The organism is Arthrobacter sp. YD4 (assembly GCF_030410515.1).
In the GTDB taxonomy this organism is placed as follows: Bacteria; Actinomycetota; Actinomycetes; order Actinomycetales; family Micrococcaceae; genus Arthrobacter.
This window is the reverse complement of record NZ_JAUHHD010000002.1, coordinates 345,592-371,381: the sequence shown is the minus strand read 5'-3', so window position 1 is coordinate 371,381 and position 25,790 is coordinate 345,592. Positions and strand designations below refer to the sequence as shown.

Genomic DNA, 25,790 nt, shown 5'->3' with positions numbered 1-25,790 from the left:
ATTCCCTCATGGTTCGTGAGCTTTCCCATTACGTCGGCGGCCAGCACGTCGACGGCACGTCCGGTCGTTTCAGCGACGTCTACGATCCCTGCACCGGGGAGGTGCAGGCCCGGCTGCCGCTGGCCAGCGCGGAGGAGGTCCGCAACGTCGTGGCCAACGCCGAGAAGGGCCAGCTCGAGTGGGCGGCCATGAACCCGCAGCGCCGGGCGCGGATCCTGCTGAAGTTCGTGGACCTGGTTAACGAGAACATGGACGAACTGGCCACCCTGCTCTCCTCCGAACACGGCAAGACCTTCCTGGACGCCAAGGGTGACATCCAGCGCGGCATCGAGGTGGTGGAGTTCTCCGCCGGGGCCCCGCACCTGCTCAAGGGCGAGTTCTCCGACAGCGCCGGCACCGGCATCGACGTCCACTCGCTCCGCCAGCCGCTCGGCGTCGTCGCCGGCATCACCCCGTTCAACTTCCCGGCCATGATCCCGCTCTGGAAATCCGGCCCCGCACTGGCCGCCGGCAACTCCTTCGTCCTCAAGCCCTCCGAACGGGACCCCTCGGTGCCGCTGCGGCTCGCCGAACTCTTCACCGAGGCCGGGCTGCCCGACGGCGTGTTCAACGTGGTCAACGGGGACAAGGAAGCGGTGGACGCGCTGCTGGAGGACCCGCGCGTGCAGGCCATCGGCTTCGTCGGATCCACCCCAATCGCCCAGTACATCTACGCCACCGCCGCGGCGCACGGCAAGCGCGCCCAGTGCTTCGGCGGCGCGAAGAACCACATGGTGATCATGCCGGACGCTGACCTGGACATGGCCGCGGACGCCCTGATCGGCGCCGGGTTCGGTTCCGCGGGCGAGCGCTGCATGGCCATCTCCGTCGCCGTGCCCGTCGGCAAGGAAACCGGCGATGCGCTGGTAGCCAAGCTGCAGGAGCGGATCGCCGACCTGAAGGTGGGCCACAGCCTGGCCAAGGACTCCGACTTCGGGCCCGTCGTGGCCGCCTCCGCCAAGGAACGGATCGAGGGCTACATCGCCGCCGGCGTCGAGTCCGGCGCCACCCTGCTGGCCGACGGCCGCGGACTCGCGGTGGAGGGCTACGAGGGCGGCTTCTGGGTGGGCCCCACCCTGTTCGACAACGTCACCAAGGACATGTCGATCTACAAGGAAGAGATCTTCGGCCCGGTCCTCAGCGTGCTCCGCGCGGAGAGCTACGACGAGGCGCTGCGCCTGTGCAGCGAGCACGAGTTCGGCAACGGCGTGGCCATCTTCACCCGCGACGGCGACGCCGCCCGCGACTTCGCCAGCCGCGTCCAGGTGGGCATGGTGGGCATCAACGTCCCCATCCCGGTCCCGATCGCTTACTACACCTTCGGCGGCTGGAAGGCCTCCGGTTTCGGCGACCTCAACCAGCACGGTGCCGACGCCTTCCGTTTCTACACCAAGACCAAGACCGTCACCACGCGCTGGCCCTCCGGCATCCGCCAGGGCGCCAGCTTCGTGATGCCGGAAGGCAGCTGATGGCGGGGCAGGCGGCCGCCGTGGCAACCACGGAACCGGCCGCAGAGGTCCTGTTCGAGCGCCGCGGCCGGCTCGGCGTCGTCACCCTGAACCGGCCCAGGGCCGTCAACGCGCTCACCGCCGGCATGGCCGCGGCCATGCTGGAGACGCTCACGGACTGGGCGACGGACGACGACGTCGCCGCCGTCCTGGTGCGGGGCGCCGGTGACCGCGGACTCTGCGCGGGCGGGGACATCGTGGCCATCTACCGGGACATGGCCGACTCCGGCCACGCCACCGCGGATTTCTGGGCCGTCGAGTACCGGCTCAACCTGCTGATCGCGGAGTACCCCAAGCCCTACATCGCGTTCATGGACGGCCTGGTCCTGGGCGGCGGCGTGGGCATCTCCGCGCACGGTTCGGTCCGGATCGTCACCGAGCGGACCCGCACCGGCATGCCGGAGACCACCATCGGGTTCGTCCCCGACGTCGGCGGGACGTTCCTGCTCTCCCGCTCGCCGGGGGAGACAGGCACCCACGCGGCCCTGACCGGGGCCCACCTGAACGGGGCTGACGCGATCTTCCTGGGCCTTGCGGACACCTTCGTCCCGTCGGACCGGCTGGACGAGCTCGCCGCCGCGCTGGAAACCGGGCCCGTGGCCGACGCGGTCGCCCGCGTCGCCGAGCCTGCACCGGCCTCGGTGCTGGCCGCGCAGCGCGAGTGGATAGACGCGTGTTACGCCGGGAACGACGCCGGGGAGATCGTTCGCCGGCTGCGCACCGTCGGCGGGGAGGCCGTCGGCGTCGCGGACACCATCGAGACGAAATCCCCGATGGCCGTCAAGGTCACGCTCGCGTCGCTGCGCCGCGCCGCCGGACTGGACCTGGCGGGCGCGCTGGAACAGGAATACCGGGTGGGCCTCCGTTTTCTGGACGGACCTGACTTCCGCGAGGGCATCCGGGCCCAGGTCATCGACAAGGACCGGACCCCGCACTGGCAGCCGGCCAGCCTGGACGAGGTGAGCGACGCCGACGTCGACGCCTGTTTCGCCCCGCTGGGCGACCGCGAACTGGAACTGACGAAGGAGCGCGACAATGTCTGAAACACCGACCGGCGGGGTGCAGCCCGGCGCGCCCATCGGCCCCATTGCCTTCCTGGGCCTGGGGCACATGGGCGGCCCGATGGCGGTGAACCTGGTCAAGGCCGGGTACACGGTGACAGGCTACGACCTCGTCCCGGCCGCCCTGGAAGCGGCGCGGGCGCACGGCATCGCCACGGCGGACACCGCGGCGGACGCCGTCGCCGGGGCCGCCGTCGTGCTGACCATGCTGCCCAGCGGCAAGCACCTCCTGGACGCCTACCGGGGCACCTCCGGCGGGCCGGGACAGCAGGGCCAACCGGGCCTGCTGGCCGCAGCCCGCCCGGGGACCATGTTCCTGGACTGCTCCACCATCAACGTCGACGAGGCGCGGGAGGCCTCGGCCCTGGCGGTGGAGGCCGGCCACCGGGCCGTCGACGCCCCCGTCTCCGGCGGCGTCGTGGGCGCCGAAGCCGGGACGCTGACCTTCATGGTGGGCGCCGACCCGGATGACTTTGAGGCCGTGCGGCCGATGCTCGAGGTGATGGGCAAGCGGGTGGTGCACTGCGGTGCCCACGGCGCCGGCCAGGCCGCCAAGATCTGCAACAACATGATCCTGGGCATCTCCATGATCGCCGTCAGCGAGGCCTTCGTCCTCGGCGAGAAGCTCGGGCTGACACACCAGGCCCTCTTCGACGTGGCGTCAGCGGCCTCCGGGCAGTGCTGGGCGCTCACCACCAACTGCCCGGTGCCCGGCCCGGTGCCCACCAGCCCCGCCAACCGGGACTACCAGCCCGGATTCGCCGGAGCGCTGATGGCCAAGGACCTGAAACTGGCCCTGAACGCCCTCGAGAGCACCGGCGTGGCCGCCCAGCTGGGACCGATGGCCTCCGAAATCTACGATACTTTTGCCGCGGAAGGCGGTGCCGGGCGGGACTTCTCCGGCATCATCACCGACATCCGGGACAAATCAGAACAGCCGAGGGGACAGGCATGACCGACTACGCAAACATTCTGGTGGAGCGCCGCGGCCGCGTGGGCCTCGTGACGCTCAACCGGCCACAGGCGCTCAATGCCCTGAACAAAGCCACCCTGGACGAGGTCGTCGCGGCGGTTTCCGCGATGGATACCGACCCGGAGGTCGGTGCCGTCGTGCTCACCGGTTCCGCCAAGGCCTTCGCCGCCGGCGCCGACATCAAGGAGATGCAGTCCAAGGACTACATGGACATGTACGCCTCCGACTGGTTCCGCGGCTGGGAGGACCTGACCCGGCTGCGGATCCCGCTGATCGCCGCCGTCTCCGGCTTCGCGCTCGGCGGCGGCTGCGAATTGGCCATGATGTGCGACATCATCATCGCCGGGGACAACGCCAAGTTCGGCCAGCCGGAGATCAATCTGGGCGTGATCCCGGGGATGGGCGGCTCTCAGCGCCTCACCCGTGCGGTCGGCAAGGCCAAAGCCATGGATATGGTCCTCACCGGCCGCATGATGGATGCCGCCGAGGCCGAACGCTCCGGGCTGGTCTCCAGGGTGGTACCCGCCGACGACGTCGTGGCGGAGGCCCTGAAGGCCGCCGAGGTCATCGCGGCGAAATCCAAGCCGGTTGCGATGGTGGCCAAGGAGGCGGTCAATGCGGCTTTCGAGACGGGCCTGGCCCAGGGCGTCCTGTTCGAACGCCGCATCTTCCATTCCCTCTTCGCCACGGCAGACCAGAAGGAGGGCATGGCGGCGTTCAGCGAGAAGCGCCAGCCGGACTTCAGCCACCGCTGACGCACCGCAGCACTGACGCTCCACACCGCCTGCTCTCCACACGGCGGACGCAGCCGCCCCGCCCACGTCGCGGGGCGGCTTTCGCGTTTCCCGACCCGCGCGCCGGACGGCACGGTCTGGAACCCGGGGCCGATCTCGGCTACCATCTATTCCTTAGACTGTCGTACATCTAGGCGATCAAGGAATTTCGCGATGAAACCTCTAGGTACCGGAGAAGGTTACTGGTACCCGCCCGACGAGAGCCGACGAGCCACCGCCGTGCGGGTCTTGAATGCGCTCAGGGAATACCGGGCCTCCGAGACGGCCATGCGCCGCCGGACCCGCTCCTCCATGGCCATGGGGGAGACGGACCTGCTGGCGCTGCGCTACCTGCTCGACGCCGAAAAGGCCGGGCACGGCATCCGCCCCAAGGAACTTGCCGCACGCCTGGGCATGACGTCGGCCTCCATGACGGCCCTGGTGGACCGGATGGTCAGCGGCGGGTTCGTCACCCGTGAGCCGCATCCGGTGGACCGCCGGGCCATCATTCTGCGGCCCACCCCCGGGGCCGACGAAGAGGTGCGGCACACGCTCAGCCAAATGCACCAGCGCATGATCGAGGTGGCCGAATCGCTGACGCCGGAACAGGCCGAGGCGGTCACCTTCTTCCTGCAGCGGATGCGCGAGGCAGTTGATACGGTGGATGCCGAACACCCCGATCTCGTCTCCGCTGGACAAAGCTAGGAAACTAGATAGTCTAGCTAGGTAATTAGCTAGCTATCTAGAGGCGATGGATCGAATGACTGCTGTAATCGAACGCAAGACCTCCGAAGAACCGGACTCCGGCCGCGGCGCAGCGGCAGACGGAACGACGTCGGCCCCGAAGGCCGCCCAGGCTCCGGTGGCTGACTTTAGCGTGAACATGGATGAGCCTTTCGCCGGGCAGGGCACCCCGAAGGCCAAGGAGCGCACCGCCTCGTCCGAGGCGCCGTCGCACTGCGGCGCTGAGATGTCCATGTCGCCTGACCCCGATGCCTCCCTGCCCTGGGCGCAGTTCCACACCGGCCTGGGTGAGTGGGTCTGCCCGTGCGGCTTCCGCCAGGACGTAGCCCCGGTTGCGGATCCGCTGGCCGCCGTCCGCGCCGCCTCCGGCAGACTGGAGAGCCTGCAGTGGGAGATGGACGCCGCCCAGGCGGCCCTCGCCACCGCCGTCCGTGCCGCGGACCAGGCTGGTGCCGAGCGCTCAGGCCTCGGCGTCGCCGCCGGCATCAGCGCCGCCGAGCTCGAAGACATGCTGGCCTAAACGCCCTAACACCACGTATCCGGCCTGACGGCCCGTCGCCATCGACGGGGTCAGGCCGGACCGCGTTGGTGAACGTTTTCCGAACCCGGCCGCGCCATTCCGGCAATCTTGCCTATATGTGACAAGATTGCCGCAACTTTTGGGTTGGAGGGGACGTCATAGCTATGGTCAGGCAGCCGGATCAGGTGCACCACCGGTCACGGCCGCAAACCCGGATGGGGCTGCCGCCCGGTGCGTGGCTGGGCCTCATCGTGGCCGTCGACCTGGTCCTGGCCCTGGTGGTCCGCATCCCCTCCCTGCTGGGCATCGAGCCGCTGGAGGACGCGGCGCGCTGGCAGTGGGTCCTGGACGCGGTGCTGCTCTCCTTCGTTCCGATCGTGGTGTACTCGGCCGTGCGCATCACCCGGCAGCGCCGCGCCGAGCGGCTCCAGGCCAGCCGCTCCTCCCGGCAGGTCCGCACCATGTTCCGGGTCAGCCGCGAGTGGCTCTGGGCCGTGGACAGCGCGGGCTCCATCACCTTCTCCAGCCCGATGTGCGAACAGCTCACCGGCTACGCCCCCGAGGAGCTCGTGGGCAGTCCGATCGGCCTGGTCCTGGACCCCTCCGATCTGGCGACGGCGCTGCGGGCCCAGCCGGCCGCCGGTGACGACCGGACCTTCACCGGGCTGGTGCTGGTCTGCCGGCACCGCAACGGCACCGGCGTCCTGATGGAGGTGACCGGGGAGGCCGTCCTCGACGACGCCGGGAACCCCGCCGGCTTCGAGGGCATGGCCCGCGCCGTCGAGGACCTGCCGTCCACCGCGTATGAGTCCGAACAGGTCCGCCGCCGGGTCTCCGAGCAGCTCGCCGCGGCCCGCCTCGTCACCGCCTTCCAGCCCATCCGCTGCCTCGCCTCCGGCCGGGTGGTGGGCGTCGAGGCGCTGAGCCGTTTCCCCGCCTCGGAGGGCACCTCGCCCGAGGCGTGGTTCGTCCAGGCATCCTCCGTGGGGCTCGGGGTGGAACTGGAGCTGCTGGCGCTGCGCACTGCGCTGCAGGCGGCCCGGGGACTCCCTGCGGAGCTGTACGTGGCGGTGAACCTGTCCCCGGAGGCCTGCCTCGATCCCGCCGTGCACGAGGTCCTCTGGCAGGCACCGATCGCCCCCGCCAGGGTTGTGATCGAGGTGACCGAGCGCCAGGAGGTCAACGACTACGCCGCGCTCTCCAACGCGCTGGCCCCGGTGCGGGCGGCGGGCCTGCGGGTAGCGATCGACGACGCCGGCTCGGGCTTCGCCTCGATGCGGCACATCATCAAGCTCACCCCGGACCTGATCAAGCTGGACCGCGCCATTGTGCGGGACATCGACTCCGAGACCGCCCACCGTGCCCTGGGTGCCGCCATGGTGGGGTTTGCGGCCGAGATCGGCGCCTCCCTGCTGGCCGAGGGTGTGGAGACGGACGCCGAGCTGAGGGCCGTCACCGCCCTCGGGATGGCCGCGGCGCAGGGGTACCATCTGGGCCGGCCGTCCGTGAACCCGGGGGACTGGGCGCAATGGGGCGGCTCCTCCGGCCGGGGCTCCGGGGATCTTGGCTCCGGTGACCGGGGCTCGGGTGACCTCGGATCGGGCGACGCGCTCTCCCGCTGACGCCGCGCGGGCGGACAAAGAAGGGGCCGGAAGCGGCTCAGGGCCTCCGGCGCGCGCGCAACACCGCATCGTGCACCGTCACCGGCGTGCCCTCGGCATCGGACGCCGCCCGGGCCCGCGCCGCGCAGGTGACGACTTCCCAGTCCTCCCCGTCCAGCTCCGCGGCGATCTGCTCGGCGGTGAACAGCAGCCCCGGCAGGGAGGGCCGGCGGACGCTCGTCTCGAGGTCCGAGGGGTGGTGGCCAACGATCAGCAGGGTCCCGCGGGGCGCCACCGAGGCGGCGAGGCGCTGGTACACGTCCGGGCGCTGCTCAGGCGGCAGGTGCAGGTACTGGGCGGAGACCAGATCGAAGGTCCCGGCCGGCGGCGGGGCCACCGTCAGGTCCGCGTGCTGCCAGGTGATGCGGGAGGCCGTGGCCGGATCGTCCCGGACGGCGTCGGCGGCGCGGGAAAGTGCCACCGAGGAGATATCGACGGCGGTCACCCGCCAGCCGTGCCGGGCCAGCCAGGCGGCGTCCGCTCCCTCGCCCGCGCCGACGTCGAGCGCTGAGCCCGGTTCCAGCCCGGCCACCTCGGCGACGAGCTGGGGATTGGGCTGGCCGCTCCAGACCGAACCGTGCAGGCCGTGCTGCCGGTACCGTTCGTCCCAGAACGATTCGTCGTAGTCCATGCGGCTCTCCTTGGGCTGCTCGTCGCGGGGGCGGAATCCGGTGGTCAATCCAGTGTAGGGGTCCTGGCCGCCACCTCTTTTTGGCCCGTTTACGACTCCCTAGGGATCCGTGAAGTCCCCGGCCCCGCGCCGGAAGTCGCCCAGGATCCGGATCAGCGCGTCCACGTCCTCGGTGCCGAAGCCTGACTGCGCGAACACCTCGCCGTTCAGTGCCGCCGTCGCCCGCTTCGCCAGCGTCCGCCCGCCCGAGGTGAGTTCGATCAGGGTGGTGCGCCCGTCGGTGGGGTGCGGTGAGCGGAGTACCAGGCCGGCTTCCTGCAGCCGGTCCACGGCGTTGGTCACCGAGGTGGGGTGGACCTGCAGCAGGGCGCTGGCCTTGTTCATGGGCAGCGCCCCGCTGCGGGCGAAACTGAGCAGGGCCAGCAGCTCGTACCGGGCAAAGGTCAGCCCGAACGGCTTGAGTACTGCCTCGATCCGGGCCAGCAGGATCTGCTGGGTGCGCATGATCGCGGTGATCGCCGCCATGGGAGCGGCGACGTCGGACCAACCGTGCCGCTCCCAGTTCCGCCGGGCGTCGGCAATCGGATCGCGCGGCAGTGGGGCGCCCACCACGGCTAGCCCTTCAGCCCCGGGAAGTCCGCCTCGGAGTACTCCGTGCCCAGTCCCTCCGGCGGCGTCCCGTTGCCGTGGCGCAGTTCTTCGCTGTGCCGCAGCTCCACCCGGCGGATCTTGCCGGAGATGGTCTTGGGCAGCTCGGCGAACTCCAGCCGACGGATCCGCTTGAAGGGGGCCAGGTGGTCGCGGCAGTAGCGCAGGATGTCCTCGGCCAGCTCCGGCCCCGGCTGGTGGCCGGAGGCCAGCACTACGAACGCCTTGGGGACGGAGAGCTTGAGCGCGTCGGGGGAGGGGACGACGGCGGCCTCGGCCACCGCGGGGTGTTCGATCAGGACACTCTCCAGCTCGAACGGGGAGAGCCGGTAGTCCGAGGATTTGAACACGTCGTCGCCGCGGCCGACGTAGGTGATGATCCCGCGCTCGTCCCGGCTGGCCATGTCGCCCGTGTGGTAGTAGCCGTCGCGGAAGGCCTCGGCGGTCTTCTCGGGGTCGCCGTAGTAGGCCTTCATCAGGCCCACCGGGCGGGGATCCAGGCGCAGGCAGAGCTCGCCGTCGTCGCCCTCCTCGCCGGTGGCCGGGTCGACCAGGACGACGTCGTAGCCCGGCAGCGGCTTGCCCATGGCGCCGATCTTGATTGGCTGGCCGGGGGTGTTGGCGATCTGCACGGTGGTTTCGGTCTGGCCGAAGCCGTCCCGGATGGTCTGGCCCCAGGCCCGGTTGACCTGGTCGATGACCTCGGCGTTGAGCGGTTCGCCGGCGGAGACCACCTTGGTGGGCGGGTTTTGCAGCAGGGTCAGGTCCGCCTGGATCAGCATCCGCCAGACCGTGGGCGGTGCGCAGAAGCTGGTGACCTTCTCGCGGTCCATTTGCTCCATCAGGGCCTTGGCGTCGAAGCGGTCGTAGTTGTAGATGAAGACGCAGGCCTCGGCGATCCACGGGGTGAAGACGTTGGACCAGGCGTGCTTGGCCCAGCCGGGGGAGGCGACGTTCAGGTGCACGTCGCCCGGTTCCATGCCGATCCAGAACATGGTGGACAGGTGCCCCACCGGGTAAGAGGTGTGGGTGTGCTCCACCAGCTTGGCCTTGGAGGTGGTGCCGGAGGTGAAGTAGAGCAGCAGCGTCTCGTCGGCCCGGGTGGGGGCGTCCGGGGTGAACTCCAGCGGGGCGCCGTCGGCGTCGGCGTACCGCAGGGCGTCCTTCTTCCCGTCGTCGCTGGTCCCGTCGCCGGTGCCCGTGCCTGCCGTGCCCGCGCCGATCTCGATGAGCCGGTAGTCCCCGGGGACGCCGTCGAACTTGCCGATGTTGGCGCTGCCGACGGCGGCCCAGCCGGCCCCGCCGCGCTCCACGCGGTCGCGCAGGTCCGCCGGGCCCATCAGCGTGGTGGTGGGGATCATGACGATCCCGAGCTTGATGCCGGCGAGCATCAGCTCCCAGAGCTCCACTTGGTTGCCCAGCATGATGATCATCCGGTCCCCGCGGCGGATGCCCTGCGCCCGGAGCCAGTTGGCCACCTGGGCGGAGCGGGCCGAGAGGTCGGCGAAGCTGCGGCGGGTGGCGGAGCCGTCCTGTTCCACGATCACCAGCGCCGGCTTCGCGCCGCGCTCCGGGTCCGCGGCGATCTGGTCGAACCAGTCCAGGGCGAAGTTGAATTCCTCGAACCGTGGCCATTCGAACTCGTCCCGGGCGGCCTCGTAATCCCCGCGCAGGGCGAGCAGCCTGTCCCTCGCGGCCCGGAATTCGTCAGTCACGGTCATGGGTGCACCTTTCACAGCCGGTTGCGGCCCGGCGGTCCAGTGGCGGCCGCCGTTGGCCGGGCATATCCACCGCCACCGGGAGGTCCGTGATTGCCGGCGCCCCCTAGTGACGAATATCACTGTGCAATATACTAGGACATCCAAGGGTTTGGAAGAGCCTGCGCCGCCGCCGGCGGCACCCGACGAAGGGATACCTGCCCGTGCAGCCACAACGAAGTGTCGACGGACCAGCCATCGGAGCTCCCCCGTTTCCGGACGCGGACCTGATGTACATCGCTGACCTCCTGCCCCCGGCGGAACGGAGCCGCTACGAGGAGATCCGGGAGTTCCTGCAGACCCGGATCCGGCCCGCGTCGATCGACTTCTGGAACCGGGAGGAGTTCCCCTTCGGCTTGCTCTCCGAACTGGGCAAGCACGGCCTCGGCGGGATCCAGACGGACGGGACCTCGAAGCTGTTCAAGGGCCTGATGTACGTGGAGGTGGCCCGGGCGGACGTCTCGCTCTCGGCGCTGGTGGGCATCCACAACGAACTAATCGTGGGGATGATCGACGAGCTCGGCTCTGAGGAGCAGAAGGCCCGCTGGCTGCCCGGGCTGACCGCCTTCACACAGCTGGGCGCGTTCGCCCTGACCGAGCCGGACCACGGCTCGGATATCGCCGGGGGACTGGCGACGACGGCGCGGCGGGACGGGTCCGAATGGGTGATCACCGGCGCCAAGCGCTGGATCGGCGCCGGCACAATCGCCGACTTCGCGCTGGTCTGGGCCCGGGACGAAGCGGACCAGCAGATCAAGGGCTTCATCGTCGAGACGGACCGGCCCGGGTACACGGCCACCAAGATCGCCAACAAGATCGGCCTGCGGATCATGCAGAACGCGGACATCGTCCTCGACGAGGTCCGTATCCCGGCCGAAAACCTGCTGCCCGGGGCCACCAGCTTCTCCCGCGCCAACGACCTGCTGCGCGACTCACGGGCCTGGGTGGGCTGGCAGGGCGCCGGCATCCAGCTCGCGGCTTTCGACATCGCGCGTGCCTACGCGCTGGAGCGGTTCCAGTTCGGCCGCGAACTGGCCCGGTTCCAGCTGGTTCAGCAGCAGCTGGCCGAAATCCTGGGAAACGCCAGCGTCTCGCTGGCCCTGATGGCGCAGCTGGCGCGGATCCAGCAGGACGGGAAGCTGGAAATGGTACAGGCCGCCATGGCCAAATCCACCACCACCCGCCTGGCCCGCGCCTCCGTGGCGATGGGGCGCTCGCTGCTGGGCGGCAACGGCATCACCACCGATTTCGAGATGGCCAAGCTCTTCGGCGACGCCGAGATCCTCTACACCTACGAGGGCAGCTACGAGATCAATTCGATGATCGTGGCCCGGGCCGTCACCGGGAAATCCGCGTTCGTCTAACGCCTGCTGACGACGGCGGGGCGCCGGTCAGCCGGCCGCGCCGTAGCGTTCGCTGCGGTCGCGGCCGGCGTGCTTGGCCGCGTACAGTGCCCGGTCCGCGCAGGCCAGTAGGCCCCGGCTGCCGGCGTCGGACAGTTCGCAGACGCCCGCCGAGACGGTGATGTGCCCGACATCGCCGAACGGTTCGGAGCCGATCGCCACCCGGGCCCGTTCCGCCGCCAGCAACGCCTCCACCCCGTCGGTTTCCGGAAGCAGCCAGACGAATTCCTCGCCGCCGAAGCGGGCCACGATTTCATCCTTTCGCGCCACCGCCCTAAGCCGGGCGGCGACGTCGGCCAGCACCACGTCGCCCATCAGGTGCCCGAAGGTGTCGTTGACCTTCTTGAAGTGGTCGATGTCCAGCACGATGGCGCTGAGGTGGGTGCCGCGGGCGGCGGCCCGCTCGATCTCGTGGGCCAGGTGCTGCTCCAGGGAGCGGCGGTTGGGCAGCCCGCTGAGCTCGTCCGTGGTGGCCTGGCGCTCCAGTTGGGCCCGGGCCTCGGTGTTGCCGATGGCGATTTCCACCAGTTCCGCGAATTGCGCCAGCCGCTCCAACATGGCCGCGGTGACGCCGGTGCTGGACTTGGAGGTCAGGCTCACTACGCCCCAGAGGCTGCCGTGCACCCGGATCGGGGCGGCCGCGGCGGATCGGAAGCCGCCGGCGAGCATCTGCCCCTCCGCGACGCCACCGCTCTTGGTGCCGTACACAACCAGGGCGGGCTTCCCCGTCACCGCCACCCGAACGGTGGCGGAATTGTCGGTGAGAGCGAAGACATGCTCCCGGCTCAGCGTCGAGGGCATAGCCGGGGCCATGGCCACGATCTCGGCCGACAGGGGCCCGGTGTAGCGGACCACGGCGGCGGAGTCGACGGCGAAGAGGTCCCTGAGGATAAACGCGAGCTGCACCGAGATGTCCTCCGGCGCCGCGTTGCGGGCCACGGCGGTGGCGATCTCGTGCAGCGCCGCCCAGGTCTGCTCCTGCTGCAGCCGCTCGGTGACGTCCACGGCCACCACCATTCCGGCGGTGGCACCGTCGGAGTTGACCGGCCCGGCCTTGAGCCGGTAGGTGCGGGGGCCGATCCGCCGGGTCCAGGCGACCTCCTCGCCGGCCAGGGCCGCCCGGTAGCGGGGTTCCAGTTCCTCGGCCAGCCAGCCCTCCAGCACATCGTGGATGCGGCGGCCCTCCAGCTCCTCCGGGCGGTAACCGAAGGCGTGCAACTCCTGGCCTTCGGCGATCAGATAGCGGAGATCCGCATCGAAGAGCAGGACGAAGACGCCGGGGATGCTGCCGGCCAGGGCGCGGTAGCGGTCCGTGTCGCGGCGCTGCCGGTGCTCCGCGAGGACCCGATCCGTGACATCGGTGATCATGACGAAGAAGCCCAGAACGGCGCCGTCGCGCTCATCGGGCATGTAGGAGACCTCGGCGTGGCGGGTGCCGCCGCCAGCGTCGGTGAGCGTGCGCTTGAACAGTTGCGGCTCGCCGCCAAGAACCTTGTCGATGTACCCGCGGTTCGCCGCGTAGACGTCCTCGTGCAGCAGCTCGCGGATGTGCATCCCGTACAGCTGCTGAGCCTCGACGCCGAACCAGGACAGGTAGGCATCATTGGCCAGCCGGTTCCTCAGCTCCGCGTCCCAGTACGCCACCATCGCCGGAATTCCATTGAGCACCGCGCGCATCTGGGCGGGGACCTCCGGCATCGCCGGCGGATGGTTCGCGTTCTCACGGTCGAGAGCGCTGTGAATATTCATTGCCCAAGTATCTATGGCGGCGGGGCCCCGCGAAAAACCGGCACAACGAAAACGGGGACAGTAAAGTTCCGGGACGACCATCCCGGCATGGTCGTTGGCCTCGCCGCGCAGCCCGGGCCGGGATGGGCATCCCGACCCCCGCCGGTGCAGCCACAGGGTTTGGCCGGGTAGCGGTTATCCCCGCAGGGGAGGAGCGACGGCGTCGGCGGCTTCGCGCATCCGCGTCAGGAACCGCTTGACCGTCTCGGCTTCCTGCTGGGTCAGCTCCGCCGCGGCACGGATCAGGAGCGGGTGGATGTTTCCCAGGGCTTCGCGGACGGCAACCCTGGCGGAAGGCATCGGCAGGAGGTTGACCGCCCGGCGATCGGCCGGATCCGGTTCGCGGGTGATGTGCCCGGACCTGACGAGGCGGTCCACCAGCGAGGTAGCGGCGGCGGAACTCATTCCCAGGCGAACGGCGAGGTCCTTCTGCCGCACCTGGGCGCCGTCCGCCTCGGCGTCCAGAAGATGCCGGAGGGCAAGGAGATCCGATTCGTTCATGTCCCTGGTCGGGCGGGTCCGGCGCTGCATGGCGGCCTCGGCCACCCGGTACTCCCTCAGTGCCTCGAGAACGCTGAGTGCGCGGGGACCCGTGTCACCAGCGGGTACGGGAACGGAACTGGGGCCTGCGTCGTGCGTATCCATCGGAATCCCTTGGTAGCGCACTGGCAAGCATGCGTAGGCCCCAAACGTATCACCCGGTCCGGCGCCTACGGCACGAACCGGTAGCCGATCCCCGCCTCCGTAAGCAAGTGCCGCGGGGCGGCCGGGTCCGCCTCGAGCTTGCGCCGCAGCTGCGCCATGTAGACCCGCAGGTAGTTGGTTTCCTTCGCGTACGCCGGGCCCCAGACCTCGGAGAGCAGCTGCTGCTGCGGGATCAGCTTCTCCGGGTTCCGGACCAGCACCTCCAGCATTTTCCACTCGGTGGGGGTCAGGCGGATGTCCTCCCCGCCGCGGGTGACCCGGTGCTTGCCGAGGTCCACGGTGAACGCCTCGGTGGCGACCACCGGCTGGACGTCGACGTCGGCGGTGCGGCGCAGCAGGGCGCGGAGCCGGGCCAGCAGCTCGTCCAGTCCGAACGGCTTGGTGATGTAGTCGTCCGCGCCGGCGTCGAGCGCCGCCACCTTGTCCTCGGAGCCGTGCCGGGCCGAGAGCACCAGCACCGGCGCCTGGCTCCAGGTGCGGAGCTCGCGGAGGACGTCGGTGCCGTCCAGGTCCGGCAGGCCCAGGTCCAGGATCACCAGCGCCAACGGGTGCTGGGTGGCGGCCAGTAGGGCAGAATGCCCGTCCGCGGCGGTGGTGACGTCGTAGCCGTGCGCCTGCAGCGTGATGCGCAGTGCCCGGAGCAGGTGCGGGTCGTCGTCGACGACGAGGACGGCGGTCATCCGGCCTCCGTCCGGTTCGCGGCGGCGGGCAGGCGGTGTGCCCGGTGGTCCAGGGTGGACTGCGGTTCCAGCGGTGCCTGCCGGTGGCCGGGCTCGAAGGGGGCGCCAGTGGAGAGCGGCAGCCGGATCACCATGGTCAGGCCGCCGCCGGGCGTCGGTTCGGCGGTGAGGCTGCCGCCCATCGCATCGGTGAAGCCCTTCGCCACGGCCAGGCCCAGGCCGATTCCGCTGGCCTGCGGGGCGTCGTCGAGCCGTTGGAAGGGCCGGAACATCTCCAGCACGCGTTCGGCCGGGACGCCGTGGCCGTGGTCGATGATCCGCAGCTCCCCGGCGGGCCGGCCGTCCAGCGCCACGGGGCTCAGGCCGCCGCCGGCGCCGACCAGGACGATGTCCGCCTCGGGCGCGTATTTCACGGCGTTCTCGACGACATTGGCCACCACACGCTCCAGCATGCCGGGGTCGGCGTCGACCTCGGGCATGTTCGGCGGCAGCTCCACCCGGACCCGGCCCGGCGGAACGGCGCGCAGCGCCCCGGGGATGACGTCGAACCAGCGGACCGGGCGGAGCAGGGGGTGGGCGGCGTCGGCGCTGATCCGGGACATGTCCAGCAGGTTCCCCACCAGGGCGTCCAGGCGGTCCGAGCATTCCTCGATGGTGGCCAGCAGTTCTTCCCTTTCCTCGGGGCTGTAGCGGTCCGCGTCGTGGCGGAGGCCGCCGACGGCCAGCTTGATGCCGGCCAGGGGCGTGCGCAGGTCGTGGGAGACGGCGCGCAGGATGGAGGTGCGGATGGTGTTGCTTTCGGCCAGGCGCAGCATCTGCCGCCGGCTGGCCACCAGCTGCTGGCGTTCCAGCTGCGCCTCGAGGTGGACGCCGAACGCGGCCAGCAGCCGCCGGTCGCTCGCCGGGAGCACCCTGCCGTAGAGCACCAGCCGGGCGCCGGAGCCGACCTCCTCGACATTGTCCCCGGCCGCACCGCCGTCGGCCGTCTCGGCGCTTCCCGGCGACCCGGCCGTGGCGATCAGCTCCCATTCGCCGGAGTTTCCGCCGCCCTCCGCGGGCGCGGGCCGGACGAAGAGTGCCGCGGCGCGGACCTGGAAGACACTGAGCGCCTGCTCCAGCAGGGCGGCGAGCGTGTCCTCAGAGCCCGCGGCGTTGCGGGCCAGGTCGCCCAGGGTGGTGGCCTCGGCGCGGGCCCGGGCTGCCTCCTTGGAGCGGCGGGCGGAGACGTCGACGACGACGGCGACCGCGGCGGAGACCCCGACGAACACCAGCAGCGCCAGCAGGTTCTGCGAGTCGCTGATGGTCAGCGTGCCCACCGGCGGGGTGGAGAAGTAGTTCACCAGCAGGCTGCTGAACACGGCGGCGAGGATCGCCGGCCACAGGCCGCCCACCAGCGCCACGGCCACCGAGCCGCTGAGCTGGATCAGCATGACGGTGGCGACGTTCCGCTCCGGGTCGAGCACCAACAGCGCCTGCACCGCCGGCGGCAGCAGCAGCGCCAGGGCGAAACCCACCAGCACCCGGATCCGGCCCAGGTCCCGGGGCCGGACGGGGCGGGCGCCGCGGCCCACCAGCGGGTGGGAGACCATGTGCACGTCGATGTCGCCGGAGTCGCGGACCACCCGGGTGCCGACGCCGCCGCCCAGCAGCCAGCCGGCGAGGGAATCGATCTTCCGGCGCCGGGAGATCCCCACGACGATCTGGGTGGCGTTGACGCTGCGGGCGAAGTCCAGCAGCGCCGCGGCCGGGTCCTCCCCGGCGACCGTGTGGTAGCTGCCGCCGAGGTCCTGGATCAGGTGCCGCTGCGCCTCGAGGGCCTGCGGGGATTCGCTGGCGACGCCGTCAGCCACCCGGACGTGCACGGCCAGCAGGTCCCCGCCGTTGACCCGGTTGAGGATCCGGGCGCCGCGGCGGATCAGTACCTCGCCCTCGGGGCCGCCGGTCAGTCCCACGACGATCCGTTCCCGGGCCGGCCAGCTCTCCTCGATGCCCTGTTCGGCCCGGTATTTGGCCAGGCCCTCATCCACCCGGTCGGCGAGCCAGAGCAGCGCCAGTTCCCGCAGCGCGGTCAGGTTGCCCACCCGGAAGTAGTTCGAGAGCGCCGCGTCGATCTTCTCGGGGGCGTAGATCTTGCCGTCGCCCAGCCGCTGCCGCAGCAGCTCCGGAGAGATGTCCACCAGGTGGATCTGGTCCGCGCGGCGGACGACGTCGTCGGGCACCGTCTCGGCCTGGCGGACGTCGGTGATGGCGCTGACGACGTCCCCGAGCGAGGCCAGGTGCTGGATGTTGACGGTGGAGAGGACATCGATGCCGGCCTCCAGCAGCGCGTCGACGTCCTGCCAGCGCTTCGGGTTGCGGCTGCCGGGGATGTTGGAGTGGGCGTACTCGTCCACGATCGCGGTTTCCGGGGCGCGGGCCAGGACGGCGTCCAGGTCCATTTCCTCGAACTCGGTGCCGCGGTAGGGGAGGCGGCGCGGCGGCACGATTTCCAGGCCGTCCAAGAGGGCGCGGGTCTCGCTGCGGCCGTGGTCCATGGCGAAGGCTACGACGACGTCGGTGCCGCGCTGCGCCAGCCGGTGGGCCTCTTCGAGCATCTCGTAGGTTTTCCCGACGCCGGGCGCGGCCCCCAGGAAGATCCGCAGCGTTCCTCGTGCCATGCCGTCATTCTCTCACTTGGTCCGGCCCGGCTGCGCCGCCGCGGCAGCGTCCGCGACGGCCAGGTTCAGGGCGGTGACATTGACCGAGGGCTGGCCGAGGAACGCCGTGACCCCGCCGCGGGTGTTCCCGCGGACCAGCTCCTCAACGGCGGCCGGGTCCAGCCCCTGCGCGGCGGCAACCCGGGCCACCTGGAGCTTCGCGTAGGCCGGGGAGATGTCCGGGTCCAGGCCCGAGGCCGAGGCGGTGACGGCGTCGGCGGGGACCTGGTCCATGGAGACGTGCTCCTCCGCGGCCACCGCGGCGCGGCCCTGCTGCACGGAGTCCAGCAGTTTCGCGTCGTTCGGGCCGAGGTTGCTGGCCGAGGAGGACGCCGGGTCCCACGCCACCGCCGAGGGCCGGGCGTGGAACCAGCGCGGGTCCTGGGCCCCGCCGTCGCCGGCGGAGGCCTGCGCGATCAGGGCCGAGGCCGCCGGGCGCCCGGCGCTGTCCCGGAGGATGGAGCCGTTGGCCTGGGCGGGGGCGATCAGCTGCCCGGCGCCGAACACGGCCAGGGGGTAGGCGAAGCCGAGCACCAGGGTGGCGGCGAGGAGGAAGCGCAGGGCGGTGCCGGCCTGCCGGAGGTATCCGAAGATGGTGGTCATGGGGTGTTCCTAGCCGATTCCGGGGATGAGGGAGATCACGAGGTCGATGATCTTGATGCCGATGAAGGGTGCCACCAGGCCGCCGAGGCCGTAGATCAGCAGGTTCCGGGACAGCGCCCGGTTGGCGGTGACGGCGCGGTACTTCACGCCGCGCAGTGCCAGCGGGACCAGGGCAATGATGATCAGGGCGTTGAAGATTACCGCCGAGAGGATCGCGGACGCCGGCGTCGCCAGGCCCATGATGTTCAGCAGGCCGAGGCCCGGGAACGTGGCCGCGAACAGCGCCGGGACGATCGCGAAGTATTTGGCAACGTCGTTGGCTACCGAGAAGGTGGTCAGCGCACCGCGGGTGATCAGCAGCTGCTTTCCGATGCCCACGATGTTGATCAGCTTCGTGGGGTCCGAGTCCAGGTCCACCATGTTGGCGGCGTCCTTGGCCGCCGGGGTCCCGGAGTTCATCGCGACGCCGACATCGGCCGCGGCCAGGGCCGGCGCATCGTTGGTGCCGTCCCCGGTCATGGCCACCAGCCGGCCGGCGGACTGTTCCTTTTTGATGACGGCGAGCTTGTCCTCCGGGGTGGCCTCGGCCAGGAAGTCGTCCACCCCGGCCTCGGCGGCGATCGCCTTGGCCGTGATGGGGTTGTCGCCGGTGATCATGACCGTGCGGATGCCCATCTGGCGCAGCTCGGCGAAGCGGGCGTGCATGCCGGGCTTCACGACGTCGGCCAGGTGGACGCAGCCGAGCACCTCGGGGTGTCCGTCGGCGGCCACCTCGGCCACCAGCAGCGGGGTGCCGCCCTGGGCGGCGATCTCCCGCACCCGGGCGTCCACTTCCGCGCCGGTGCGGCCGCCGTGTTCCTGGACGAAGGCGCCCACGGTGGACGCGGCGCCCTTGCGGATCAACCTCCCGTCCAGGTCCAGCCCGGACATCCGGGTCGCGGCGCTGAACGGGACGACGGCGACGTCCCGGCTCCCGGCTTCCAGGGCGGCCAGGTCCGCCCCGGCGACGCCGCGTTCGGCGGCCAGATCCACGACGGACCGGCCCTCCGGGGTCTCGTCGGCCAGGCTGCAGAGCCGGGCCGCCTCGATCAGCCGGTCCATGCCCACCCCATTTGCGGGGTGGAATTCCACCGCGCGGCGATTGCCGTAGGTGATGGTGCCGGTCTTATCCAGCAGCAGCGTGGTGATGTCCCCGGCGGTTTCCACGGCCCGGCCGGAGGTGGCCAGGACGTTGTGCTGGACCAGCCGGTCCATGCCGGCGATGCCGATGGCGGGCACCAGCGCCCCGATGGTGGTGGGGATGAGGCAGACCAGCAGCGCCACGAGGACGATCGGGGACGGGGTGGCACCGGCGAGGGCGGCGAACGGGGCCAGCGCCATGGTGACGATCAGGAAGACGATGGTCAGGGACACCAGCAGCACGTGCAGGGCGATCTCGTTGGGGGTCTTCTGCCGGACGGCGCCCTCCACGAGTTTGATCATCCGGTCCACAAAGGTTTGGCCGGCCTCTGCGGTGATCCGGATGACGATCCGGTCCGAGAGCACCCGGGTGCCGCCGGTCACCGAGGACCGGTCGCCGCCGGATTCGCGGATGACGGGGGCAGATTCGCCGGTGATGGTCGATTCGTCGACGCTGGCGACGCCCTCGATGATCTCGCCGTCGGAGGCGATCACGTCCCCGGCCTCGCAGATGATCACGTCGTTGAGCGACAGATCCGTGCCCGGGACGCGGCGGGTGCCGCCGTCGGGCAGCCGCAGCGTGGCCTCCACGCCCTGCCGGCTGGCGCGCAGGCTGTCCGCCTGGGCCTTGCCGCGGCCCTCGGCGATCGACTCGGACAGGGTGCCGAACAGGACGGTCAGCCACAGCCACGCCGTAACCGCGATGCCGAAGACGGACGGTTTAAGCACGCAGATCACAGTGCACAGTGCGGCGCCCACCAGCACGGTGAACATCACCGGGGAGTGGACCATCTGGCGGGGGGCGAGCTTGCGCACCGCCAGCGGCAGGGCGGCGGCCACGGTGGCCAGGGTCAGCTTGGCCGGGGTCTTGGTGTGGTGCTTGTGTTCGCCGGGGGTGCCGAGCGGGTTGCCGTCGGCGTAGGTCCGGCTGGAGGTGTCCGCGGGGGACGGGGTCATCGGATCAATCCTTCTGCGAGGGGGCCCAGGGCGAGGGCGGGGAAGTAGCTGAGGGCGGTGAGGATGACCGTCACGCCCAGCAGCAGCGCGCCGAACAGGGGGCCGTGGGTGGGGAGGGTGCCGGCGGAGACCGGGATCTTGCCCTGCCGGGCCACGGATCCGGCCAGGGCCAGGACCAGGACGATCGGCAGGAACCGGCCCAGGAGCATGGCCAGGCCCAGGAGGGTGGAGAGCAGCGGCCCGGAGCTGGTGATGCCGCCGAACGCGGAGCCGTTGTTGTTCGCCCCGGAGGTGAAGGCGTACAGGACCTCGCTGAACTGGTGCGGTCCGGTGGCCGGGGCGTTGGCGACGGCGTCGGGTAGCAGCACGGTCACCCCGGCGAGGGCCAGGACCAGGGTGGGGGTGACCAGGATGTACAGGGCGGCGAGCTTCATCTCGGTGGGGCCGATCTTCTTCCCCAGGTATTCGGGGGTGCGGCCCACCATCAGGCCGGCGATGAACACGGCGATGATCGAGAGGATCAGCAGCCCGTACAGGCCGGAACCGGTGCCGCCGGGGGCCACCTCGCCCAGCATCATGTTGATTATGGTCATGCCGCCGGCCAGCGGGGGCAGCGAGTCGTGGGCGGCGTTGACCGCGCCGGTGGAGGTCAGGGTGGTGGAGGCGGCGTACAGCGCGGCCGGTACCGGGCCGAAGCGCTGTTCGAAGCCCTCCCCGAGCCCGCCGGCCGCCGCCGTCGCCGTGCCCTGCGCGGAGGACACCGCCCAGCCGGTCAGCAGGGTGGAGGCCAGCCAGAGCGTGCCCATGACCGCGGCAACGGTGAAGCCCTGCCGCCGGTCGCCCACCAGCCGGCCGAAGGTGTACGGCAGCGCGGAGGGGATGAGCAGCAGCAGGAAGACCTGGAACAGGCTGACCGCGGCGTTGGGGTTCTCGAAGGGGTGGGCGGAGTTGGCGTTGAAGTAGCCGCCGCCGTTGGTGCCAAGGACCTTGATGGCCTCCTGCGAGGCGACCGGGCCGCCGGGGATGGTCTGGTTCACGCCCATGGCCTGGTTGGCGACGTCGGTGGACCAGAAATTCTGCACCACCCCGCCCAGCACCAGGAGGACGGCGGAAACGAACGCCAGGGGCAGCAGCACCCTGTACGTCACGCGGGTCAGGTCCACCCAGAAGTTGCCCAGCCGGTCGGTGCGCACCCGCACCAGGCCGCGGATCAGGGCGACGGCGACCACGATGCCGACGGCGGCGGAGAGGAAATTCTGCACCGCCAGCAAGCCCATCTGCACGAAGATGCCCACCGTGGCCTCCGGGGCGTACGCCTGCCAGTTGGTGTTGGTCACGAAGGAGATGGCCGTGTTCATGGCCACCCAGGGGTCCACGCCGCTTAGCGGTCCGGTGCCCGGGATGACGCCCTGGAGCCGCTGCAGCGCGAAGACCAGCAGGATCGAGACGGCGGAGAAGGCCAGCACGCCGCGCAGGTACACCGGCCAGGTCTGCTCCGTGCCGGCGTCGACGCCGGTCAGCCGGTAAAGGAGGCGCTCGGCGCGGGCGGCACGGGTGCCTTCGACCACCCGGGCCAGGTAGAGCCCCAGCGGCTTGTGCACCGCGGCCAGCGCCACCAGCAGGGCGCCGGCCTGGAGCAGGAAGGAGAGAGTGGTGAAGGTCATCGGACGGTCACCACTTCTCGGGGTTGATCAGGACGGCCAGGAGGTAGCCCGTCAGGCCCAGTCCGGCCAGGAACAGGACCACCCACATCACGGCCTCGGCGTTCACCGTCCACCCTCCGTCCGCCCGGCGTCGTCGCCGAGCATCCGGGCCAGGCGTTGCCCGACCCACATCACGAATCCCATGGAGACCATGAGGATTCCGATCACAGCCGCGTCGGCCATCACAGGTTCCTTTCATCTGCGCCCCGTCTGCGGGGCCTGAGACCAGTGAAGACCTTCGCCGGGGCTCCGCGGCAGGTGCTAACGGTTCCTTGATGGGGGCGGGCCGGATCTTGACGGATCCTTGACGCGTGGGTCCCCGGCCGGCACGGAGGGTGCGTCAAGGATTCGTCAAGATCCGCGGATTTGGCCGGTTCCGGGGCCGGCCCGGTGCTACGTTTGCGGGTGATCGCAATGCGGTGCGCCGCGGCGTGCCGCGAGGAAAGGCACCCCATGACCACCCTGAGCAGGCCCCCGGCCGACCCCTCGGCACCCCGGCCGGCCCGCAGCACAGCACTCCGGAAGTGGCTCCTGGTGGGGCTGCAGGACAGCAAGGGCGCCCACCAGGGTCCGCACGGCGTGCGGGCCGCGGAGGAAAAGAAGCACACCTGGTGGCAGGTGATGTGCCTGACCGGCGTCGACTACTTCTCCACCCTGGGCTACCAGCCGGCCATCGCGGCGCTCGCCGCCGGCGTTATTTCGCCGCTGGCCACCCTGGTCCTGGTGGCCATCACCCTGTTCGGCGCGCTCCCGGTCTACCGCCGGGTGGCCGGCGAGAGCCACCGCGGCGAGGGCTCGATCGCCATGCTGGAGCGGTTGATGCCGCGCTGGGGCGGCAAGCTCTTCGTGCTGGTGCTGCTCGGCTTCGCCGCGACGGACTTCATGATCACCATGACCCTCTCCGCCGCGGACGCCACCGCCCACCTGGTCGAGAACCCCATCAGCCCGGGCTGGATGCAGGGCCAGAACGTCGCCATCACCCTGTTCCTCCTGGCCCTGCTGGCCGCCGTCTTCCTCCGGGGCTTCAAGGAGGCGATCGGCGTCGCCGTCGCGATTGTCGGGGTCTACCTGGCCCTGAACGTCGTCGTCGTCGGCGTCTCACTCTGGGAGGTGCTGACGCACCCGCTGGCCGTCGGCAACTGGTGGGCGGCGATCGCCACATCGCATGGGAATCCGCTGCTGGCCGTCGGTTTCGCGCTGCTGGTCTTCCCCAAGCTGGCCCTGGGCCTCTCCGGCTTCGAGACCGGCGTCGCGGTGATGCCGCAGATCCAAGGCCACCCGGACGACACCGAGGAGAACCCGGCCGGCCGGATCCAGGGCGCCCGGAAGCTGCTGACCACGGCGGCCCTGATCATGAGCACGTTCCTGATTATCAGCAGCTTCACCACCGTGGTGCTGATCCCGGAAAACGAGTTCCAGCCCGGCGGACAGGCCAACGGCCGCGCCCTGGCGTTCCTCGCCCACGAACAGCTCGGCATCGGCTTCGGCACCGTCTACGACATCTCCACCATTGCCATCCTCTGGTTCGCCGGGGCGTCCGCTATGGCCGGGCTGCTGAACCTGGTGCCCCGCTACCTGCCCCGCTACGGCATGGCCCCCGGTTGGGCCCGTGCGGTGCGTCCGCTGGTGCTCGTCTTCACCCTGGTGGGCTTCCTGATCACCTGGATTTTCGACGCCGACGTCGACGCGCAGGGCGGCGCGTACGCCACCGGCGTGCTGGTGCTGATGACCTCCGCGGCGATCGCCGTCACCCTCTCCGCCCGCCGGAAGCGGCAGCGCAAGCGCACGGTGGGCTTCGGCGTGATCGCCGTGGTCTTCGTCTACACCACGGTGGCGAACGTCGTCGAACGCCCCGAGGGCATCCGGATCGCGTCGATCTTCATCCTCGGGATCATCGTCATCTCGCTGCTGTCCCGGGCTCGGCGGTCGTTCGAACTGCACGCCACCCACGTCCACCTGGACCGGCAGGCGCTGGAATTCCTGTCCGCCGAACTGGACGGCCCGCTGAGCATCGTGGCGCACGAACCGCTGCGGCTCAGCCCCGAGGCGTACCGCGAGAAGCTGGAATCCGCGATCGAGGTCAGCCACCTGCCGCTGGATTACCAGGCCGTGTTCCTCGAGGTGGTGGTGGACGACTCCTCGGACTTCGAAACCGAACTCGAGGTCAAGGGCATCACCCGCCACGGGTACCGGATCCTGGAGGTGCACGGGCCGGTGGTGCCGAACACGATCGCCTCGGTGCTGCTGCACATCCGCGACGTGACCGGGCTGATGCCGCACATCTACTTCCGCTGGACCGAGGGCAACCCGGTCACCAACCTGCTCCGCTTCCTGGCGTTCGGCGAGGGCGAGATCGCCCCGGTGACCCGTGAGGTGCTGCGGGAGGCCGAGCCGGACGTGACCCGGCGGCCCTGGGTGCACGTGGGGTAGTTCGCCGGGTTTGCGGGGCCGGTTGGCTGGCGCCTCCCGGCCGGGGTGTTAGCGCTGCACGTCGGTGGCGCCGGCGACGATGTCCTTGGCGAGCACCGCAACCTTTCGGTTCGTCTCCGAGCTCAACTTGCTCATCAGCTCGAACGCGTCCTCGGCGCTGACGCCGGTGCGGCCCATCAGGATGCCCTTGGCCTGTTCGATGACGGCCCGGGTGCGGGACGCTGCGGCGACCGATTCGTTGGCGAGCCGATGCCGGTCCGTGTGGATCGACTTGGTTAGATCCACCACCACACCCCAGACACCGACGGGGACGTTCCCGTCCATAATGTAATCCGCGGAGTACAGCAGCTTGTGCTGCCGGTTCTTCTTGTCCCGGATCGAGAGGTAGAGGGAGGACGGACCGCCGCGCGAGGCCACCCGTTCCCAGTACGCCAGCACACGGGGCCGATCTTCGGGCTCGATGTGGGGCATCACCATCTCCATCGAGGGGACCACCTCGCCCCGCTCGTAGCCGTAGATCCGGTAGAGGCCGTCGGACCAGCGGAAGATCCCGTCGGCGAAGTAGTGCTCCACCAATCCGGTGGGGCAGTCCAGGAATCCATCCTGGGCGTCCCCGCCCGAAAGGGGTCCGCGATGGTTGTGGTTCACAGACATGGGCGGGGCCGATCGACGTGCTGCGCCCGGCGTCACCGCGCCAGGGCCTGAAAAGACAAGAATATCCGTCCGCCACGCTCAGTGGAAAGCATGGAGTGCCTAAGCCGGATCCCCGGATCTGTTACCCGGCGGCGGAGTCCCGGGGGAGTTCCAGCAGGAGGGTGTCCGAGCCGCCGTTGCGGCCCACCTTGCGGAATCCCACCCGCTCGTGGAGCCCGAGCTTAGGCGGGTGCGGCACCGTCCGTCCGATCCAAACGGCCGGACGGCAAAACAAAGCCCCTCCGGGAGACCCGAAGGGGCTTGTGTTTTCTAGGAGAAGCAGTCCGGCTGGCCGGGCTTTCCCGAAAGCTTAGAGCGGGCGAATGTTCTCGGCCTGCGGGCCCTTGGGGCCCTGGGTGACGTCGAACTCGACCTTCTGGTTCTCGTCCAGCGAGCGGTAGCCGCTGGTGGCGATTGCCGAGTAGTGGGCGAAAACGTCAGCGGACCCGTCATCCGGGGCAATGAAGCCAAAACCCTTTTCGGCGTTGAACCATTTAACTGTGCCAGTAGCCATGCTTTATCCTTCTGAAATGCTGATCTCCGGCGGCCACGCAAGGCCAACGGCTGCGGAGACATTCGTCCGCTGTCCCCAACGTACGGGGCGCGGGGCTAGGGTGCAAGAGCCACGCGGGGCAGTT

22 protein-coding genes are annotated in these 25,790 nt (G+C 70.3%); 9 read left to right on the top strand and 13 right to left on the bottom strand.

All coding sequences use genetic code 11. The annotated features are described in order from the left end of the window. Nucleotides 1-8 precede the first annotated feature (8 nt). The 7 genes from QWJ39_RS06080 to QWJ39_RS06050 all read left to right on the top strand — a co-directional run bounded on the left by QWJ39_RS06080 (nucleotide 9) and on the right by QWJ39_RS06050 (nucleotide 7,240). Complete coding sequence (locus QWJ39_RS06080; protein WP_290256837.1) at nucleotides 9-1,508, top strand: CoA-acylating methylmalonate-semialdehyde dehydrogenase; 1,500 nt, start codon at nucleotides 9-11, stop codon at nucleotides 1,506-1,508. A 20-nt stretch (nucleotides 1,509-1,528) separates the two neighbouring features. Continuing rightward, a complete protein-coding gene (locus QWJ39_RS06075) occupies nucleotides 1,529-2,590 on the top strand; it encodes an enoyl-CoA hydratase/isomerase family protein (protein ID WP_290256836.1) in 1,062 nt (353 codons plus the stop codon). Beyond that, nucleotides 2,583-3,563, top strand: a complete 981-nt coding sequence (gene mmsB, locus QWJ39_RS06070) for a 3-hydroxyisobutyrate dehydrogenase (RefSeq protein ID WP_290256833.1) — start codon at nucleotides 2,583-2,585, stop codon at nucleotides 3,561-3,563. The genes QWJ39_RS06075 and mmsB overlap by 8 nt, the downstream gene beginning before the upstream one ends. Continuing rightward, nucleotides 3,560-4,336, top strand: coding sequence for an enoyl-CoA hydratase (locus QWJ39_RS06065; protein ID WP_290256832.1), 777 nt, complete (start codon nucleotides 3,560-3,562; stop codon nucleotides 4,334-4,336). Before mmsB ends, QWJ39_RS06065 begins: the two co-directional genes overlap by 4 nt. Before the next feature lie 192 nt (nucleotides 4,337-4,528). After that, on the top strand, nucleotides 4,529-5,059 hold the full coding sequence (locus QWJ39_RS06060) for a MarR family transcriptional regulator (protein ID WP_290256831.1): 531 nt from the start codon (nucleotides 4,529-4,531) through the stop codon (nucleotides 5,057-5,059). A 55-nt stretch (nucleotides 5,060-5,114) separates the two neighbouring features. Next, a complete protein-coding gene (locus tag QWJ39_RS06055) occupies nucleotides 5,115-5,618 on the top strand; it encodes a hypothetical protein (RefSeq protein ID WP_290256829.1) in 504 nt (167 codons plus the stop codon). 215 nt (nucleotides 5,619-5,833) lie between these two features. Beyond that, a complete protein-coding gene (locus tag QWJ39_RS06050; RefSeq protein WP_290256828.1) occupies nucleotides 5,834-7,240 on the top strand; it encodes an EAL domain-containing protein in 1,407 nt (468 codons plus the stop codon). A gap of 37 nt (nucleotides 7,241-7,277) precedes the next feature. Here the strand turns inward: QWJ39_RS06050 and QWJ39_RS06045 are convergent, their stop codons facing one another. From QWJ39_RS06045 to QWJ39_RS06035, 3 genes are read right to left on the bottom strand one after another with little or no spacing between them, the layout of a single operon-like run. Beyond that, complete coding sequence (locus QWJ39_RS06045) at nucleotides 7,278-7,958, bottom strand: class I SAM-dependent methyltransferase (RefSeq protein WP_290256826.1); 681 nt, start codon at nucleotides 7,956-7,958, stop codon at nucleotides 7,278-7,280. A 51-nt stretch (nucleotides 7,959-8,009) separates the two neighbouring features. Beyond that, complete coding sequence (locus QWJ39_RS06040) at nucleotides 8,010-8,519, bottom strand: MarR family transcriptional regulator (protein ID WP_290257296.1); 510 nt, start codon at nucleotides 8,517-8,519, stop codon at nucleotides 8,010-8,012. Between the two features lie 5 nt (nucleotides 8,520-8,524). Then, complete coding sequence (locus QWJ39_RS06035; RefSeq protein WP_290256825.1) at nucleotides 8,525-10,279, bottom strand: AMP-binding protein; 1,755 nt, start codon at nucleotides 10,277-10,279, stop codon at nucleotides 8,525-8,527. A 266-nt stretch (nucleotides 10,280-10,545) separates the two neighbouring features. On the opposite strand from QWJ39_RS06035, the gene QWJ39_RS06030 reads away from it, so the two are divergent. Further along, nucleotides 10,546-11,679, top strand: a complete 1,134-nt coding sequence (locus QWJ39_RS06030; protein ID WP_290256824.1) for an acyl-CoA dehydrogenase family protein — start codon at nucleotides 10,546-10,548, stop codon at nucleotides 11,677-11,679. A 27-nt stretch (nucleotides 11,680-11,706) separates the two neighbouring features. Here the strand turns inward: QWJ39_RS06030 and QWJ39_RS06025 are convergent, their stop codons facing one another. The 8 genes from QWJ39_RS06025 to QWJ39_RS05990 form a co-directional block, all read right to left on the bottom strand. Next, a complete protein-coding gene (locus QWJ39_RS06025; RefSeq protein WP_290256823.1) occupies nucleotides 11,707-13,467 on the bottom strand; it encodes a diguanylate cyclase in 1,761 nt (586 codons plus the stop codon). Nucleotides 13,468-13,641: 174 nt separating this feature from the next. Continuing rightward, the gene (locus QWJ39_RS06020; RefSeq protein WP_290256822.1) at nucleotides 13,642-14,151 is read right to left on the bottom strand and encodes a MarR family transcriptional regulator; all 510 of its coding nucleotides are present in this window, start codon (nucleotides 14,149-14,151) and stop codon (nucleotides 13,642-13,644) included. A 65-nt stretch (nucleotides 14,152-14,216) separates the two neighbouring features. Continuing rightward, nucleotides 14,217-14,891: a response regulator gene (locus tag QWJ39_RS06015; protein ID WP_290256821.1), complete on the bottom strand. Its 675-nt coding sequence runs from the start codon at nucleotides 14,889-14,891 to the stop codon at nucleotides 14,217-14,219. Beyond that, on the bottom strand, nucleotides 14,888-17,548 hold the full coding sequence (locus QWJ39_RS06010; protein WP_290256820.1) for a DUF4118 domain-containing protein: 2,661 nt from the start codon (nucleotides 17,546-17,548) through the stop codon (nucleotides 14,888-14,890). The genes QWJ39_RS06015 and QWJ39_RS06010 overlap by 4 nt, the downstream gene beginning before the upstream one ends. 12 nt (nucleotides 17,549-17,560) lie before the next feature. After that, nucleotides 17,561-18,190 (bottom strand): potassium-transporting ATPase subunit C, encoded by a 630-nt coding sequence (locus QWJ39_RS06005; protein ID WP_290256819.1) that lies wholly within the window; start codon nucleotides 18,188-18,190, stop codon nucleotides 17,561-17,563. A gap of 9 nt (nucleotides 18,191-18,199) precedes the next feature. Beyond that, nucleotides 18,200-20,326, bottom strand: coding sequence for a potassium-transporting ATPase subunit KdpB (gene kdpB / locus QWJ39_RS06000; RefSeq protein ID WP_290256818.1), 2,127 nt, complete (start codon nucleotides 20,324-20,326; stop codon nucleotides 18,200-18,202). Further along, entirely contained in the window at nucleotides 20,323-21,990 is a 1,668-nt protein-coding gene (gene kdpA / locus QWJ39_RS05995; RefSeq protein ID WP_290256817.1) for a potassium-transporting ATPase subunit KdpA, read from the bottom strand. Before kdpA ends, kdpB begins: the two co-directional genes overlap by 4 nt. 7 nt (nucleotides 21,991-21,997) lie before the next feature. Then, nucleotides 21,998-22,096, bottom strand: coding sequence for a potassium-transporting ATPase subunit F (locus tag QWJ39_RS05990; protein WP_290256816.1), 99 nt, complete (start codon nucleotides 22,094-22,096; stop codon nucleotides 21,998-22,000). Between the two features lie 386 nt (nucleotides 22,097-22,482). Here QWJ39_RS05990 and QWJ39_RS05985 point away from each other — a divergent pair, with 386 nt between their 5' ends. After that, nucleotides 22,483-24,459 (top strand): amino acid transporter, encoded by a 1,977-nt coding sequence (locus tag QWJ39_RS05985; protein WP_290256815.1) that lies wholly within the window; start codon nucleotides 22,483-22,485, stop codon nucleotides 24,457-24,459. A 48-nt stretch (nucleotides 24,460-24,507) separates the two neighbouring features. Here the strand turns inward: QWJ39_RS05985 and QWJ39_RS05980 are convergent, their stop codons facing one another. Next, nucleotides 24,508-25,113: a PAS and ANTAR domain-containing protein gene (locus tag QWJ39_RS05980; protein WP_290256814.1), complete on the bottom strand. Its 606-nt coding sequence runs from the start codon at nucleotides 25,111-25,113 to the stop codon at nucleotides 24,508-24,510. Nucleotides 25,114-25,462: 349 nt separating this feature from the next. Further along, a complete protein-coding gene (locus QWJ39_RS05975; RefSeq protein ID WP_009357211.1) occupies nucleotides 25,463-25,666 on the bottom strand; it encodes a cold-shock protein in 204 nt (67 codons plus the stop codon). Between the last annotated feature and the right edge of the window lie 124 nt (nucleotides 25,667-25,790).